The organism is Bdellovibrio sp. HCB-162 (genome assembly GCF_047344985.1).
Classification (GTDB): domain Bacteria; phylum Bdellovibrionota; class Bdellovibrionia; order Bdellovibrionales; family Bdellovibrionaceae; genus Bdellovibrio.
This window is the reverse complement of the sequence record NZ_CP178861.1, coordinates 771492-789436: the sequence shown is the minus strand read 5'-3', so window position 1 is coordinate 789436 and position 17945 is coordinate 771492. Positions and strand designations below refer to the sequence as shown.

Below are 17945 nucleotides of genomic sequence, written 5' to 3'. Positions count from 1 at the left end.
CTTGAGATCAATGACAATTCTCAAACTGAACGGTTTCAGTGCTCTTACATGTCCCTGCATAAATTATTGACAGGTTATTCACTTCGGCGCTGCCATCCGCTCAGGGGCTAAGTGATTACTTTTCTTGTCACTTTTTGATCATGCATTAGACATTCTCTATAAATAGAGCACGTCAGAAGAATTTAATCCTGGCATTTGAACTGCACTTACATTTCCGCGTAAACCGAAGCATTTGAAAAACTTGGGAAATTAATCCCGCCAACTTTGCAACGGTATCGAGGATTCTATGGTTTGGGACTCACGTCTGAAATCCCTAATGGTCTTGGCCTGCGTGGGCAGCTTGGTGTCGGCGTGCGAGGTGAAAAAGAACCTCGATGAAATGCACAAAGCCACCGTCGAAATGAGCGATACGACCAAGGATATGAGTGAAACAACCAAGCGCATGGAAGAAAAAACCAGCGATTTGGATAAAAAATCCGAAGCCTTGGATGCAAAGACGGCAGAACTTTACGATGCTCTTAGACAGGGTAATGCGGCGATCCTTCGTAAAGAATTCCTAGAGCAAATGACAGAAGCCAAAGAGATGCCGAAGAAATTAGCCTTGGGTGTAAAATACTACTGGGCCTTTGAATTTCAATTATGGTCAATGCAAGGTTTGGATAACGAGGCCCGCCGTGAAGAACTTGCTTCTTCGGCAGCCCGCGAATTCATCCGTGAAATTCATGAATATGCTCCGAATGAAGATTTTATTTCTCCGACAACAGATGACAACAAAGAGAAAAACTTCCTAGCATTGGTTACAACCCTGCATGAGGTGAACGACAAACAAAAAAATCGTCTGGATAAAACAACGATTCCGCAAATGTCGATGCTTTCTTTGATTGAAAGAGCTTTGAAAGAGAAAACCCTTTTGGATCAGGGAAAAATCACTGTCGAGCAGTTGTCGCACTCTTCTTATGATCTTTTAGGTTTTGAACAAAAGTTGATTCAAATCCTGCAAGCTCGTCACAACTTTATTCTGACAATGCTTGTAGCTAAAGCTAGCAATGTGGATAAAGACTGGAAAAACAAAATCAAGTTAGGTCTTTTGGGAATGAAATGGACATTGGATTTTTCTAAATACAATGACGTTGAGGTTTCTGAGATGAAGCGTTACGTAAAGGCAGTCTTAGATACTCGCGCCATCTTAACTCGTGCCGGGCATGGCATCGTTGTGGACGAGACCATTATGAAGATTGTTAAAAATGGTCAAGTTGCAAAAAGCACTAAATCCGCAAATCCGGCGCGCCAGACCGCAGAAACTGAAATCGTGAATTATATTAATCAAATCCGTTCTGCCCAAGTTCAATTGAAATAAGGTGGACATCAACTCGCGCCAATGATGAGATAGAGTCTCAATCATAATTTGGCGCGAGTTTTTTATGTCTGCAAAATCAAATCAGTTTATCGAAAAATCTAAAAAGTGGCTTACTGAAGGCGTGTATCCTCTTTGGTCTTCCAAGGGTATTGACACGAAACAAGGTGGCTTTGTTGAAAGTCTCACTTTTGAAGGCGAACCCATGGATGTGCCTCGCCGTGCAATGGTACAAGCTCGCCAGATTTATTCTTTTCTTACCGGCGCAAATCTAGGATGTGTTTCTAAGGAAGTGGCCGTGGCCGCTGTTCATCAGGGAACACGCTACATGGTGGAAAGATTCTCAAGCCCTTCCGGAGCTTTTATTTACTCCGTAAATCCTGATGGCACGCCTAAAAGCAAAAACCCTGATTTGTACACACAAGCGTTTGCACTTTTTGGATTAGCACAAGCTTATGCGATTGAACCCAACAAAGAGATTAAAGACCGCGCAAAGGCATTGCTTCACTATTTGCAAAAAGACCGCAAAGTCGCCGGAGGCGGTTACACGGAGATTGATGAAAAAAATGGTGTCTCTTACAAATCCAATCCACACATGCATCTTTTTGAATCCGCGATTGCGTGGATGACGGTGGATCGCAGTGATCAAGACTGGAAAGATTTAGGTCATGAGCTTATCACGTTAGCGACGACAAAATTCATCGATAAAACTTCCGGTGTTTTAGGCGAATACTTCGACGAGAACTGGAATCATCTGCGTGAAAACGGAAAATTCATCTATGAACCGGGCCATCAGTATGAATGGGCTTGGTTGATGTTCCTTTACGAAGGACTCACAGGGCAAAATTTAAAATCCGTACGTCATCAGTTGTTTTTACTCGCTGAAAAGCACGGAACCTCGCCAACAAGAAAAATTGCTTTTGATGAAATGTGGAGTGACTACACTCCGAAAACTCAATCCTCTCGCTTCTGGCCACAATGCGAGCGCATCAAAGCGGCGGTTCGTTTAGGAACAGAGGTCTCCAAAGAAGAACAACCGCAATATGCGAAAGCCGCTGATGAAGCCCTTGAGACTCTTTTCAAGTTCTTTGCAACGCCGAAAAAAGGACTCTGGTACGATATGCTTTCGGAAAAAGATGAATTCAACGGGAATACAGCTAAGGCCAGCTCACTTTATCACATCGTGAATGCGATGGAAGAATACGTGAATTTAAGAGGGAAGCTGACTGATCCATAATCCGAAAACACGTCTAGAATTCTCATTCCAAGTCGGTTTTTTGCAGATTAGTTTCTGAATCAAACAGGCCCGTGTTAATCTAACACTATGGGCATCTTTGGTATTATCGGAAAAAAGGGACAAACAACAATTCTGTTGGTTTCTATTCTCAGCATTATCGGTTCTATCTTTATTCTGACATCAGCGGATATTTTTAAGCGCGATTATACTTTTAAAACTCGCGATTTCGACCAGGTCCTTTTGAATGAGGCGACGATTTCTTCTTTCGCAGTGATGGAAGCCGCCCTTGCTCGCCGTTTGTGGGACCCGCCACCAGATAATCAATGCCTGAAGGCAGAAAACTTTGAAACGGAAGGAAATTTTCCTAACGGTCTTACTTGGAAAGTCACGGCTACTTACAACTACTCCACAAAAAACTACGAGCTTCTCGCGCGCGGTGAGTATGTCGGACTTAAAGCTGTTTTTAAAAAGCGTATCAAAGTTCTCGATGTCTCGGACTATTTGCTTTTCTCTGGCAATAATCAAGATGTGAGTCTCGAACGCCTTTATGGTGCGACTTCTCCTTCAGCTTTGATAGCTCGCGACCGACGTATTTATGTCAAAGGCTTGCTTCAATTAGGCGGAAACATTCATCGCCCGAACCCCGAGCTAGACTGGAACGGCAGTCCCGCAGGATGGCCTGCTGAGTTTGGAACAATAATTCAAGGCGATCGTGTTCAGCTTGCCGGAGGGATTGAGTATCGCCTGCATGCGGTTCCCGAGCCGAATCCGGGACAAGGAAATCTCTCGGCCCTGTTGGCCCCTTACGCTTATCCTTGGGGAACTAAACCGAAATATCATCCGCAATTTGGGCCCGGCTACGCGATCATCACCAAAGATTTGCAAAAGGCCACAGACTTAGAAAACCAAGTGAAAAGCGGAAGCCCCGTTCCACAAACACAAGCTTCTGTGAGTAAAGAAATTTATCCCATTGCTCTTTTTAGTGGAAATCCTCCCCTTGAAGCCTGGTCCGCTACGGACTCTGGCGGGTATTTTAACAACCCCGACAGATATTCTATTTTTAACTATTCTTATGCCGGTCTGAACAATTACGGCGTGCGTGCCGACTATACCTGCTTTGCGAAAGATGGAGCGAACCAAAAACACTGTTCCAATTCCGAAGACTTTCCGAATGGGTTTGCAAACTGGAGACGTAATGCAGGTCTTGAAGGAGTTCTTTTTACGAAAGACGCTGAAGAAATTCCTGCACCGAAAATGAGTTGGGATAATCTTGAGGCACTTGAAGAAGACGCCAAACAGTGTGGCGTCGTCATTTCTAATCCGACAAACACATATTCGGACTGCGATATTTGGGATCGACAATTTGTCACTAAATATGCGTCTCAAGGAGCGGGTCTTGCCTGTTCGTCGACGTCTCGGATTAACTTGGATTCCATTGGTTTGAGTAACTTTAATGTCGCAGATCTTTCGGATCCTTCGAAGAAGGACCGGCTTCTGCGACGAATCGTTTATCTTAAAGTTCCTTCGGAAATTGCCCAAACAGATGCCCGTGGTCTGATGATGTCTGCTATTCCGAACAACATTCCCCGAAAAAATCTTTCTCTGTGGATCGTAAGCGAGGACACCTTAGCCCTTCGCGGATTTCAGCAGGATTTAACGTCGCCTTTAAACAGTGATCCGCAAAGATTGCGTGAGATCGCCTTCAATCAAGATATCAGTACGTCCGTTCCGGCAGCGCAAAAAGCTTCTTTGCCTTTGGTGATTCTTTCTCCAGAACAAATTCATTTGTTAAGTCCTCAGTATCAACCTTTGACACCGTCGCGCTTGCATCAAATGTGGCCATCCTCTTCAGGAAAAATTCATCCCATCCATCATAATCTGACCGACACGCGATATGAAGATGACGGGTTCAAATACGGTTATCGAAAATTTATTTTAAACAATATAGGTATCATCACGGGTTCTAACGTGAGCGCTACAAAACCTTTTTATCTTCGCGGTCTTTGGAGTGGTCCTGATTCCTCTGCAGATCAACTTCCTTCCAATCTTTGCATGATCAATACAGGCGGATACACCTTAGAAAAGAATTCTACAAACCAGCCTTTCGTGATATCCGCAAAAATTCCTCCTTATCATAGTATGGCCAACTCTCCCATCCCTCCCAAGGGCTCCAACTATTATGGCGGAAACAACAATGATTTCCCGAAAATATATTATCCTGAAGTTTTCTGGAAACAGCGCGGACTTACTAGCAGTCGCGAAGAGTCTGAAGTTTATTTCACGGGTATTCGCATTCATCTCAGTTTTGATTCTGCGACTCCGCCAGGGAAAAGAGACATCAGCTCGCCTTCTCATGTAGGTTCTGAAAGTCGTTATACGGATTACAATGCCTTCGACCTGTCTCATAAAACTTACACGTGGGACTCACCGAGCTATTATCAGGCAGTGTCACAGGGCACCTCATGTATACCTAACAATATGGCTTACCGAGTTCCCTCTTCTCCCACAGAGTTATTTGATATTCGTGCCGCGACGCCCTCGGTGAATAACGGTCGCTATATTTTTATCCAAAGCTCGCCGGCGTTAAACTATCGAGATGTCGGTTCCATTGTCGGCGTGGAACAACCCATCCTCGAAGCTCAGTCGAATTAGGATCCTTATGAAGAAGTTTCAACTCAAGATCAACAACACAAAAGGAATGACTCTCGTTGAGGTGATGGCGGCCTTGGCTATATCCATGGTGAGTGTCAGTGTCTTCTTATTTCTGACGTTATCAAATAGAAATCATAAATCCCAAGTCGATCACTCAACGCTCTTAAAGGAAATTCTGACCAACAATGTGATTGAACTCAAGGGACTTCAATACTCCGATCTTCCACCTTTGGGAAGATGTCTCTATCGCACTTATAATTTTCAGGGAAATTTTATTTCGGAAACTCTGGTGAGTGGCACTTCTGAAATGTGTGGTGTTTCAAATCCCCAAGAAAACGAAATTCAAATTGTGTGGCAGACAACGAATGCAGGTTCTGGAGATGCCACTTTTAGCACCAATTCACTTAAGCTTCCGGTTTATTCAGATTATTTACGCAAAGTCGTTTTACATGTGCGGGCCCAAAACAAAGGAGCCGGACAAAGTCTTCTTCACAGTCAAATGACTATTTTTAAGAGATAAGCATGAGAAAAGGTTTCACCGTCGTAGAACTACTTTTAGCAATCGGACTTTCCGCTCTGGTTATCAGCACGGCGACGTACCTTTTGCATCAGTTCTTCTCAGAACATAAAAACTTAGAAGTTTGGAGTTCTGGACAATTTGAAATGTCTTTGGCCTTGAAAGATATCGAAGGCGATCTTCGCAATGTGGTCCGCATTGATCCTAAAGAAGAAAGCGTCCGCGATTATATCGGAATCACGTCTATTGAGTCTGGATCAGAACCCGCTGAATGCTTAAATACGACAGGTGCCCCGGTCCTTCGCTACACCAGCCTTGATCGTAAAACTCCATCCGAGCGTGCCTTAAGAGCGTGGTCCGAAGTCGATAGCTCCGGAAAAAGTCTTCCTAAAGATGAATTGCGCATCAGCACCGAGAATGTCGCGACTTCTTTATTCACACAAAGTAAAGCGCCTAAAGAAATTGTGATCGTCGATGCAGACCGCCGTTACATTCGTCGCTATGAGATCAGCAGACATGTTATGCATCTTAATTCTCCATTGGATCCCTATGACGATTTACCTAAGGTCGATAGTTTCGGAAACCCTGTTTTCTTTAATTACGTGAGCGTCTTTTTGAGCAATCCAAAAGGAGCCACCAACGAAAATACGAATAAAAAGGCTTCTGTCTTTGTTACCGGCAGTGAAGTTTACAACTCCCGCACTTACTTTGTTTGCCTTCGAAAAACAGATCGCAGTTTGATTAAAATCAATCAGGCCACTCGAGAAGTCTCTGTCTTGCTGACAAACTCCAACGCTGACTTTGAGATTGATCGTTTTGTTGTGGGCTATATGGGAACAAGAAGAAATGTTCGTGTGGAACCAGCAAGCTTTCAGTTCGAAATGACAGGAGCCACTGCCGATTGCGTGAATACGGTTCTGCTTGAACTGTACTTAAAAGCCACCCAGAGCTTTATCAATCGCACTCAACAAAATACCATTGGCGAAACAAAGTTAGATATCCTCCGTCGGCGCACCGTCTTTTCGCCGAATTTGAACATGAAGCGTCCTTTGAGCTGCCAGGAGTAAAAAAACGTTCGCCAAGAGTTCTCTAGCTAAGATCTCCGCACTTGTTTTCGGTGCTTAGACACTCGAAGAGTGATATCTCAGCAACTATGCTTACAAACAATGCACCCAATATTTTAGAACACGATGACTATAGAGATTTCCTGGCGGCTCGTTTTCGCCATTTAAAATCCGTTAAGAAAAATTTCTCTTACGCCATTGCCGCTCGTAAAACAAACGTAGCACAAAGCTACTACAAAAATCTTTTCCGCAAGGATCGCCATCTAGGACTTGAAAATTTAGGAAGAGTTTCAAAAACTCTGGAACTCAATATTACAGAAGAATTTTTTCTGCTTTTTAAATTGGTTTCGCTCTTGGTCCAAGACACTCAAAGTTTCGATATCTGCCGCAAAAATCTTGATGCCATTACAACAGAACTCAAGCTTCAGCATAAAAGGGACACTATCATTCCAAAAGAGGGTCTCGAATTAGATAAGGACATCAATCCCCTGTATTTCTATGCCATTCTTCACCTTTGTGATTGGCCCAATTTTTCTCCAACGGTCGAATGGGTGAGATCGCGCCTGTTCATCAATGATCTCACTGATGATGAGTTGCAAAAACACATTCTCAAAGCGACAGAATTGCGCAACTCCTTGAAGGAAGAACAAATTCAACTTGGAAAATTTCGTGACGCTCCTTTAGCACAAGGTTTGAGTGTAAGAAAAAAACCGTCCTTCCACTCAATCCTTCAGGAAATTCTTAAGATTGAAGGGTATCACACCAAAGTTCACAATTATGCCGAGCACAGACAGGTTTTAAATCTTCCCCAGGAAGGGGTAAAAGAATTGGCGGATTATTTCTTCGAAGTTCGTGAAAAGTTAGAACACATTCAGAAAAAATACGCGGATTCGCCATCAACACGAACTTTGTTTTGGGATCATTCTCTTTATAATCTAGCTCGGGAACTGGAAAATAATCAGTAACGTCTTCGTTAAGGCAAAGGACAGGTAAGAATCGCACTGGTTTTTCCCTCAGAAATATAAAGTTGACTGCCTCTGACTACGACCCCATTGGGCGTATGTAAAGCGCCAGGTAATGCTCCGAGCAGTACACCTGCTTTGGAAGGAACCCCCACGATTGTAGTAACGACTCCTGAGGCTGTAATTTTTCGGATCGTGTGGCAACTCTGATCTGTCGCATAGATGTTACCCGCGGCATCCGTAGTCAATCCACTAGGACTGCTAAATCGTGCCGCCGCACCTACTCCATCCGTGCATCCATAGAGGCCAGCAGTTCCTGCTAAGGTCGTCACAACTCCTGCAAGAGTTACTTTCCGGATGGCCCCTCCTTCGTCAGCAATATAGATATTTCCTGAGGAATCAATGGTCATAGCACCGGGAAATTTCAACCTTGCAGAAGCACCAGTTCCGTCAATGCTTCCTGACGCCCCTGCAGTTCCAGCAAAAGTTGTGACGACTCCTGCTGGTGTAATTTTACGGATGGTATAGTTATATGAGTCTGCGACATAGATGTTATCTGCAGAATCAATCGTTAAGCTCCGAGGATTATAAAACCTGGCAGCAGTACCTGTACCATCGACACTTCCTGAAACCCCCAGCGCTCCGGCGAAAGTTGTGACGACTCCCGAGGGTGTTACCTTGCGGACGCCATGCCCATCTGTCACAAAAAAATTACCTAAGGAATCAACTGCTATACCTAAAGGGGATTTAAATTTCGCGGCGGCCCCTGTCCCATCTGTTGTACCGGAAACCCCGACAGTTCCAGCAATGGTTGTGACGACTCCTGCTGGAGTGATTTTACGTATGGTGTAGTTCACCGCATCTGTTGCATAAATATTTCCAGAGGAATCTATCGTAAGACCGTAGGGATTATTAAACGTCGCTGCAGCTCCAGAACCATCTGCACTACCAATAATCTGAGCAGCGCCTGCAAAAGTTGTAACGACTCCGGAAGGAGTAATTTTTCTGAGAGTGTTGTTGTTACTGTCAGAGACATAAATATTGCCTGAAGAATCGAGAGTCAATCCCAGCGGGCCGTTGAATCTCGCAGCGGCTCCGGTTCCATCCACGCGTCCTGAAGCTCCTGCCGTGCCTGCAAGAGTTGTCACAACTCCTGAAGAGGTGACTTTGCGAATGGTATGATTTCCATCGGCCACATAAATATTGTCTGAAGGGTCTATCGCAAGACCTGTAGGATAATAAAATCTTGCAGCAGAACCTGTTCCATCGGCGCTTCCCGAAACGCCGGCAGTCCCTGCGAAAGTGGTGACGACTCCGGCCGGAGTGATTCTACGTATGGTGTGATTATTCGAGTCGGTCACATAGACATTGTTGGATGAATCAACCGCTAATCCCGTCGGATTAAAAAATCTTGCGGCGGCTCCAGTTCCGTCGGTGTTACCAGACGCTCCCGCAGTTCCTGCTAAAGTTGTAACGACTCCTGCAGAGGTCATTTTGCGGATGGTGTAATTGCTGGCATCCGCGAGATAAATATTGCCAAGTGAATCCACCGCCAATCCTTTGGGAGAGCCAAATTGCGCTGCCGCACCCGTTCCATCAGCACTGCCCGACGCACCCGCTGTTCCGGCGAAAGTTGTGACCACTCCGGAAGGAGTGATTTTACGAATGATACGGTTGCTTTGTTCGGCTACGTATATATTTCCGGAGGCATCAATCGCTGCTCCCGTGGGAGCACTAAATTTTGCGGCCGTTCCCGTTCCATCCGTACTTCCACTGGTTCCTGGAGTTCCCGCAAAAGTCGTAACAACTCCTGAGGGAGTGATTTTACGAATAATATTATTACTTTGATCCACGAGATAAATATTGCCTGCTGAATCAATCGTTAAGCCATTGGGAAAATAAAATCTTGCCGCAGTACCGGTACCATCCAAGTTCCCAGAACCACCAATTTGACCTGCTAGTAGTGACAAACCTTTGGAGACAGCATTCCAAAAACCTAATGAAATAATTTGCGCAGACGCCGGAAACGCCACAACCACTGTCATAAAGACGGCGAGTACGACTTTTCTCATCTAGTACCCCGGAATCCAAGAGACATAGAGATCCGTGCCCATAACTAAAAGAGAATAAAGAGTGTGCTTGCTCGCTGTCGTCGCCGCATGACCGGGAGGCATGTGCACTGTGAGACCCGATGATCCTGAGTCACTGAACGCCGTGAAAGCACAAGTTGCGGAAGTTGCACCTTTTACAACAAAAGTATAACTGCCACCGTCTTTCATGTTATTAAATTGAAAGTTACCACAGTCAGAAGCCGTGTACTGCAAATTGCCAGTAGAGAAATCAATGATTGAAGTCGCATTTGAAACAGCAGCCTTCAAAAGAAACGCTCCGTTAGAAACATCAAGTCCTCCGCGTGGAGATGCGGTGCCGATGCCTACGTTGCCACTATTTGTTATTCGCACACGCTCAACAGCCGCTCCACTGCCATCAGGTGTGGTAGCAAACACAAGGCGCGTCGGCATATCATTAGAACCAGGAGTGCCATCAACTTGTGCCGCAACGGAGGCCGCCGTTCTGTAGGCCGCACCGTCATAAGCCGCAAAATTAATGTAACCAATTTCATCTGTGCTTTGAACAATTGCGCCCGCTCTATCCTTTCGAACTACGAAATTACTTCCCCACTGATCATTTTGAGAGCGAGTAAAGAAAGCCGATCCACCAACCACTTCCAAAGAACCTGACGGTGATGGCGTTCCTATTCCGACATTACCTCCACCTGGATTCAGGACAAGTGCACTTGAGGGAGCATCAATCCAAGCATTATCCACAGCTCCGTACCGAAGTCCCATATTCATCTGGCTAGAAGTTCCCGTAGCCGTGATTGTCGATATAGCTGCATTCCCATGAGTTCCATGGACATTTAACTTCGAAACGGGACTTGTGGTACCGATTCCGACGTTGTTGTAGGTGATCGTCATTTTTGGATTCGCATTGCTGTAAAACATGATATCGCCATCAGCGGGACCTGTGTTGTTCACCAGGAACATGCCGGTATCACCATTCGCGCCGAAGGAATAACCTGCATTGGCTGAATCGTTTGCTGGAGCACCAGGGATTGCACGAATACCGCCATTGACATCCAACGACGAGCGCGGTGAAGAAGTACCAATCCCGACATTGCCTGAATTATAATAAATTTTTCCCGCACCACCGTCTTGCCACATTGAAGCTCCCGCTGGCAGTCGTGCAGTTGAAATAGTTCCTGTCGTAATCGCGGCCGCATCCAAAGAGCCGATGCTCTGACACGTGAACATATCTGTTAGAGAAGACCACGCCACTGTTTGATTAGCAGAACAACCCGCAAGATTAAACGCCGAAGTGCCTACAGAGTTTTTCACATCACTGAATTTAACAAAATCACCAGACCAACTAGTTTCATCTGATTTCAAGAATTTTCCGCCGGCTCCTGCTGCCGTTGGCAACAAACCTGTGATGTTATTTGTCGTGATCGCTGTCACACGACCCTTTGTATCGATGGTGATTGAGGGGATCGAAGTTGCAGTTCCATAGGCACCCGCAGTGAGACCCGCAAGAGTTTCAAGTTTAGCGCCAGTAACATTTCCGTCTGCGATCTTCACGGTCGTGACAGCGTTCGTCGCCAATTCAGTGGCACTCACTCCGCCAGCAGCAATCGAAATCGTTCCTGACGTTGTGATTGGTCCCCCCGTTAATCCTGTACCAGTCGCCACCGAGGTCACAGAACCACCAGCACTCCAACCTGAGGAGATGTCTTTACAATTTGCACCCGTTTCATCACAGATATCGGTCGCACGAATAGCACCGTTCACATCTAATTTAGCCTGCGGACTTGTAGTCCCAATACCGACATTGCCAGTTGAGTTTATAACCATGCGCTGATTTGCATCTGCGGATCCAGCCGTATAAAAGCGAATACCAGAACCTGAATAGGATGCCGTTACGGATAAGCCGCCTGAACCACCAGCCTCAATGATAGCGCCGTCCGCCTTCTGCTGTCCGGAATTTGCTGTCGCAAAACTCGACATTCTGAGAAATAGGCTGTTCATATCTGAAGCAATCTTCAGTTGGGCCGATGACCCTGCAGAGGCATCCCAATTGCTAACCAAGGCAGTCGTTGTACCCGCTTGGTCCTTACTGACATGAAGAGGTGCCGACGGGCTCGCAGTTCCAACCCCAACATTGCCACTGTTATAATAAATTGCACCCGCACCGCCATCTTGCCACATCGAAGCACTCGGAGGAAGACGAGCCGCCGAGATCGTTCCTGAAGAAATCGCGGATGCATCTAACGATCCAATATTTTGACATTCAAACATATCGGTGAGCGCTGACCACTTCACAGTTTGATTCGCGGCACACACACCGGTGTTAAAGGCGCTCGCCCCAATACTGTTTTTGATATCATTAAACTTAATATCTTGTGCAGACCAAGATGTGCCGTCGGACTTAAGATATTTTCCGCCGAAACCACTTGCCGCAGGCAGAAGGCCCGTGATGGCGTTGGTGGTAATCGCAGTCACACGACCTTTTGTATCCACTGTGACAGAGGGAACGACCGTCGCTGATCCATAAGAACCCGCAGTCAATCCCGCAAGAGTTTCTAATTTTGGACCAGTAACATTACCATCCGCAATTTTATTTGTGATCACAGAATTGGAAGCAAGCTCATTTGCACTAACTCCATTAGTAGAAATCGAAACCGTCTTCGTCGATGTTCCTGTAACATTCATCCCAGTTCCAGCAAGAACATCGCTCACAACGCCAGAACCACCTGCATCGACTACGCAATGGAAATTAGTACCATCAAAGGTAATTACATTCCCCGCGCCACAGGAAGCTCCTGGAAGATTTGTTTTTAACAGAAAATCACCGACACCCAAATTTCCAAGTTTTGTAGCTGACAATGCAGACAACGCATACGGTACTGAGCGAATCATATTCGAAGGATTGATTTGCTTCCAGCCGGTCCCATCATGAAACTGTACCTTCAAGACACGATTGTCATCTTCCAAGGGAGTGTACGTAGAGCCACCGTAGCAATTATGAACAGTAGAGTTATCAAACGAAGTAGAGAATTTATAAACAGGTCCCGTCGGAAACAATCTCGTTCCCAAACCAATAGGAACATCAAAGACACCTTTGGAGCTGGCCATATTTACGCCATCGACTTGTTCTCGATAGACGACACAGCTTCCATTCGGATTGGCGATTTCAAAAAGAAAACTAACGTTATTATATTCTAATGGAGTTCCATCCGCTTTAACGATACGCCCCTGATAAGTTAAATTCAGCGGATTGGCATGCGCCCAACATCCCCAAAATATCAAGCTCATCAAAAGTGTTTTCATCTCGAGCTCCATTCATTGACGTTCCCATTTGATACTTTTTCGGAACTTAAAAATGGAAACTGAATCATATTTCAATTTTTTACTGACTTACTCGTCCGCTCTTAGAGGCCGTTCGCCAAGCTGACTATTGCTTTTCGACGTAAAGACATTCGACGATAAAATTGACTCCCGACACATTGGCGTAAACATTCCCGTAGGTCGTGTAACAAGACGCATTTGTAACGGAACCGTTGCTTGAAAGACTGTTTGCAATAGCATCGTAGGTTAAACTTGCAGACGGAATACCATTTGTGCAATCCCCCGCGACCCAAGTTCGACTATAATAAGTTCCGCTTGTTGTTGAGTTTCCCGTTGAATAACTGCATCTCGTGACATGAGGTCGGAATGACTTCCACACAGTGCCGTTACAAAATTCCATTTGTTTCGTCGTTGAGTTATAGCGTTGTTGCCCCTCTGTCGTTCCGCTGCAGGCCGATGAGGTGTTACCAAATTTAACTTCCCCTTGAACATCTAATTTCGCCGCGGGAGATGCCGTTCCTATTCCAACGTTTCCGCTAGGTCGATAAGCATTACCCGAAGCTTCGTTCCAAGAACCCACTGGCGTAGCACCGCCGCTTGCAGAAATATAACCACCATAGGAAATATTATAAACATTTAGCGGATCAGTATTATATGAGTACGTCACTTGCACTGTGAGCCTATCAGCCAAAGCAGGACGCCACGGTACTAACATTTCAACTTGATGAGTATTAGCGTAATCATTAAAACTTTGCTTCGTATATGCGGTCTTGTAGTCCGTTTCGCCAGCAGTGGTTCCTGTTTGATAAGCATTAAATGTGATGTAGCCATGAGTATTTGTAGTCCCAGACCCGTGATTGTACTGAACAACCATAATAATAGCGCGTGTATCTTCCGGCAAAGTTGCAGGGATAGCTACGTCGTAGGTCGGCGTACTGCCGTTCAAATTAAGACCTGTTAAAAGTGCGGCAGATCCTCTACGAATATCCAAGTTACCTGCGACGGTAGCCTTTGTCTGAATACTTCCATCTGGAAATTTAATTCCGCCAGAGGTAGATTCAATTATTCCGTTCACCGACAGTTTTTCTCCCGGTGACGTTGTTCCTATCCCGACATTACCAGCGCTGTCGACCAAGACGCGACTGGTCCCTGCGACGTAATCCCAAACCGAGAAATTTTGCGCATTCGTCCCACCATAATCGACACCAATCCCGAACGTCTTTGTTCCCTGCTGAGCAAAGTCGACAAATGCTTTGCGTGCTACGGCGCTATTGCGATCAATTCTGACTGGAAAAGAGTTATCACCTTTGACTTCAAGCAAAGTATTGGGCGCAGCGGTTCCGATACCGACGTTGCCTGCGGCATCAATGCGCATACGCTCTCCGTTATTCGTTCCCAAAAGAAGAGGGAGGTTTTCTTGATTCCAAACGTACATATTCCCGGCGGCATTGACGCCGATATAAGAGCCATCGCTCGCCGTTACGCCCGTGTTCGAGTTCGTGAAATATTCGAATACGGAGTTCGCGCCTGAATCATTCAAATGCAATCGCTGGACGGGGGAAGTCGTTCCGATACCAACATTGCCTGAATTATAATAAATTTTTCCAGAGCCACCGTCCTGCCACATCGAGGCTCCCGCTGGCAATCGCGCGGTTGAAATAGTTCCTGTGGTGATAGCGGAGGCATCAAGAGAGCCAATGCTTTGACATGTGAACATGTCGGTCAGTGACGACCAAGCTACAGTTTGATTTGCAGCACAACCCGCGAGATTAAATGCGGAGCCACCAACGGAGTTTTTTACGTCGCTGAATTTAATAAAATCACCAGACCAATTTGTCCCGTCTGACTTTAAAAATTTTCCGCTAGCTCCCGTCGCTGTTGGCAATAAACCTGTGATGTTATTTGTTGTAATTGCAGTGACACGACCTTTTGTATCAACAGTCACAGAAGGAATGGCCGTGGTAGTTCCGTAAGACCCAGCGGTTAAACCAGCAAGGGCCTCAAGTTTAGCGCCAGTAACGTTTCCGTCTGCGATCTTCACTGTTGTAACTGCATTCGCCGCCAGTTCCGTCGCACCTACTCCCCCTGCAGCAATCGAAATTGTACCCGACGTCGTGATAGGACCACCGGTCAATCCCGTACCAGTCGCCACTGATGTTACGGAACCTCCTGAACTCCAACCTACTGAGATGTCTTTGCAATTGGCGCCCGTTTCATCACAAATATCTGTCGCGCGAATCGCCCCATTCACATCCAATTTGGCTTGTGGATTGTTAGTTCCGATCCCGACATTACCCGATGGTAAAATCGACATCCGCGTATTCATAGTTCCACTGCTGTACGTATTAAAATCAAGACGGCCGCTGTCGTTTGAACCGGAGCGTACCGCTGCAATACCTGCAATGGCTGTTTGTGCTAATCCTTGACCCTCTATCGCAAAAGTCATCTCAGGTCCGAAACCATCGCCCACCGTCGCCGAACTTGTATGCTTCATGACCATCACTGTTTTTATCGCGGTGGTATCGGAAGTAGAGCGAGTTCCCATAATCGGACTGGCCGCCGTATCCATCACTTCCAACTTCCGATTTGGATTTGTCGTACCAATGCCGACGTTTCCACTTGGAAGAACCGTCACCTTTGTTGTCCCATTTGTTTCGATTTGAAAAGAGAAGTTATCATTAGTTCCGATAACTGCATTTCCCGTAAATGAATTCCCATTGTTAAGAAAAACCGAATCTGTCGTAAAGGAGGAGCACTTCATCATGCCTGTCACATCAAATGAAACTATCTGACCGGTAGCACAACTAAACGTTGCCAATGCGTTTCCCGTTCCATCGGAAGTAATTAATCTATTTGCTGTGAACGATGAAGTCCCCGTTCCGCCGTTTGCAATTGGTAAAGTGCCTGTGACTTCAGTCGTTAAATTCACAGCGGCACCATTACTCGCAGATGTTAAACGACCTTGAGCATCCACTGTGATATTAGCTCTTGTGTAAGAACCTGCAGTCACAGCCGTGTTTGCTAAAGAAATAGTTCCAGTAGAAGTAATCGGTCCCCCGCTAAGACCCGTACCTGTCGTGATATTCGTGACAGTACCGCCAGCGTTGGTGTCTGTATCACTCGCACATTCCCAACGAGAGTTGGCAGCAATCCATTTTAAAACCTGTCCATCAGTACAAGCGACGTTATTTGGTTTATAAGTTAAATATTTAGAAGAGGCATTATTGATATCACCATAATCAAGTGTCACGGCACCAGTTTTTGTTGCAACCGAAGTCACAGGAAATGCAATTGCAGAATTCGAAGCTGCGGTTAAGCGTCCTTGAGCATCGACAGTGAAAGTGCCAACTTGAGTTGTTGAACCATAAGAACCAGGAGTCACTGCGGTGTTAGCTAAAGAAATCGTTCCTGTAGAAGTAATAGGGCCACCAGTTAATCCAGTGCCCGTTGCGATATTAGTAACTGTACCACCCGCATTATTGTCAGAAGCAGGAGCCCATTTTGTTCCGTCATATTTCAAAACTTGGCCAGTAACTAATCCGGTTGTATCAACGTCTACACCTTTAATCTTATTAACGGTAACAGCACCAATCGTTCCGCTCACGTCACCCGCAACAGAAACATTGATCGACTGACATTGAAAAGAACCAGAAACCGAATTCCAATACGGAGTTTGGTGGGCAGCACAGTTAGCACTTCCCACAGCAGAATTAAACGCAGCCACCGTATGATAATTGCTCAAAGAAGAATTCAAATTAGTAACATCACTCATGCCAATGGCAGCACCGATCCACTGAGTTCCATCAAACTTCAAAAAATTTCCATTTGTTGGCGCAGCACTAGAAACCGCGACACTTTGAATCTTCGCGACAGAAGGATTCGGATAAGTCCCAGACAAATCTCCGCCAGCAGCACCCGTTGGAATACGAGCATTGGTAAAACGAGAATCATCACCCGCAGCCACAGTTCCCGCAGTGGAACCAATATTGACTGAAACAGTTTTCGTCGTTGTTCCGGAAACGCTAATTCCCGTTCCCGCAAGAACATCATTGATGACACCTGATCCACCTGCATCCACAACACAACTAAAGTTTGCACCATCAAATGTAATGACTTTCCCAGGTCCACAGGCAGCACCCGGAAGATTTGATTTCAATAAGAAATCACTGACACCTAAATTTCCCAGCTTCGTTGCAGAAAACGCTGACAAAGCGTAAGGCACAGAGCGAATCACATTCGAGGGACTGATTAGTTTCCAACCTGTTCCGTCATGAAATTGCACTCGCAAAACACGAGTGTCATCTTCAAGAGCCGTGTAAGTTGCTCCGCCATAGCAGTTGTGAATGACAGAATTATCAAAGGAGCTTGAAATTTTATAAACGGGAGCCGTCGGAAATAAGCGTGTTCCTACACCGATAGGAACATCAAAAACACCTTTGGAATTCGCCATATTGATACCGTCGATTTGTTCGCGATAGATCACGCAGCTTCCGTTGGGATTGGCGATTTCAAAAAGAAAACTGACATTGGAATATTCTAAAGGAGTCCCATCCGCTTTAACGATACGTCCTTGATAAGTTAAATTCAGAGGATTAGCGTGAGCCCAGCATCCCCAAAATATCAAACCCATCAGGATTATTTTCATTTCAAGCCCCTCATAAAACGTTCAGATGTCGCATCTTAATATTCTTTTCGGGGCTTAAATGCTTAAACTGGATCAGTTTTCATATTTCTGTACCACAGATCTGTCCCCT

9 protein-coding genes are annotated in these 17945 nt (G+C 45.6%); 6 read left to right on the top strand and 3 right to left on the bottom strand.

Annotated elements, in window-relative coordinates:
• Window positions 1–286 precede the first annotated feature (286 nt).
• The 6 genes from ACLSSO_RS03850 to ACLSSO_RS03825 all read left to right on the top strand — a co-directional run bounded on the left by ACLSSO_RS03850 (window position 287) and on the right by ACLSSO_RS03825 (window position 7789).
• Window positions 287–1357: a hypothetical protein gene (locus tag ACLSSO_RS03850; RefSeq protein ID WP_413944116.1), complete on the top strand. Its 1071-nt coding sequence runs from the start codon at window positions 287–289 to the stop codon at window positions 1355–1357.
• A 64-nt stretch (window positions 1358–1421) separates the two neighbouring features.
• Window positions 1422–2591, top strand: coding sequence for an AGE family epimerase/isomerase (locus ACLSSO_RS03845; RefSeq protein ID WP_413944115.1), 1170 nt, complete (start codon window positions 1422–1424; stop codon window positions 2589–2591).
• Window positions 2592–2678: 87 nt separating this feature from the next.
• Window positions 2679–5243, top strand: a complete 2565-nt coding sequence (locus tag ACLSSO_RS03840; protein WP_413944114.1) for a hypothetical protein — start codon at window positions 2679–2681, stop codon at window positions 5241–5243.
• A gap of 7 nt (window positions 5244–5250) precedes the next feature.
• Entirely contained in the window at window positions 5251–5763 is a 513-nt protein-coding gene (locus tag ACLSSO_RS03835) for a type II secretion system protein J (protein WP_413944113.1), read from the top strand.
• A gap of 2 nt (window positions 5764–5765) precedes the next feature.
• Complete coding sequence (locus ACLSSO_RS03830) at window positions 5766–6827, top strand: type II secretion system protein J (protein ID WP_413944112.1); 1062 nt, start codon at window positions 5766–5768, stop codon at window positions 6825–6827.
• A gap of 86 nt (window positions 6828–6913) precedes the next feature.
• A complete protein-coding gene (locus tag ACLSSO_RS03825) occupies window positions 6914–7789 on the top strand; it encodes a hypothetical protein (RefSeq protein ID WP_413944111.1) in 876 nt (291 codons plus the stop codon).
• Between the two features lie 8 nt (window positions 7790–7797).
• Here ACLSSO_RS03825 and ACLSSO_RS03820 read toward each other — a convergent pair whose 3' ends face one another.
• From ACLSSO_RS03820 to ACLSSO_RS03810, 3 genes are all read right to left on the bottom strand, one after another.
• Window positions 7798–9858 carry a hypothetical protein gene (locus tag ACLSSO_RS03820; RefSeq protein WP_413944110.1) on the bottom strand — a complete coding sequence of 687 codons (2061 nt, stop codon included), beginning with the start codon at window positions 9856–9858 and terminating at the stop codon, window positions 7798–7800.
• Window positions 9859–13173 (bottom strand): beta strand repeat-containing protein, encoded by a 3315-nt coding sequence (locus tag ACLSSO_RS03815; RefSeq protein WP_413944109.1) that lies wholly within the window; start codon window positions 13171–13173, stop codon window positions 9859–9861. It abuts the gene before it with no gap.
• Between the two features lie 124 nt (window positions 13174–13297).
• Window positions 13298–17836 (bottom strand): beta strand repeat-containing protein, encoded by a 4539-nt coding sequence (locus tag ACLSSO_RS03810; RefSeq protein ID WP_413944108.1) that lies wholly within the window; start codon window positions 17834–17836, stop codon window positions 13298–13300.
• Window positions 17837–17945 lie beyond the last annotated feature (109 nt).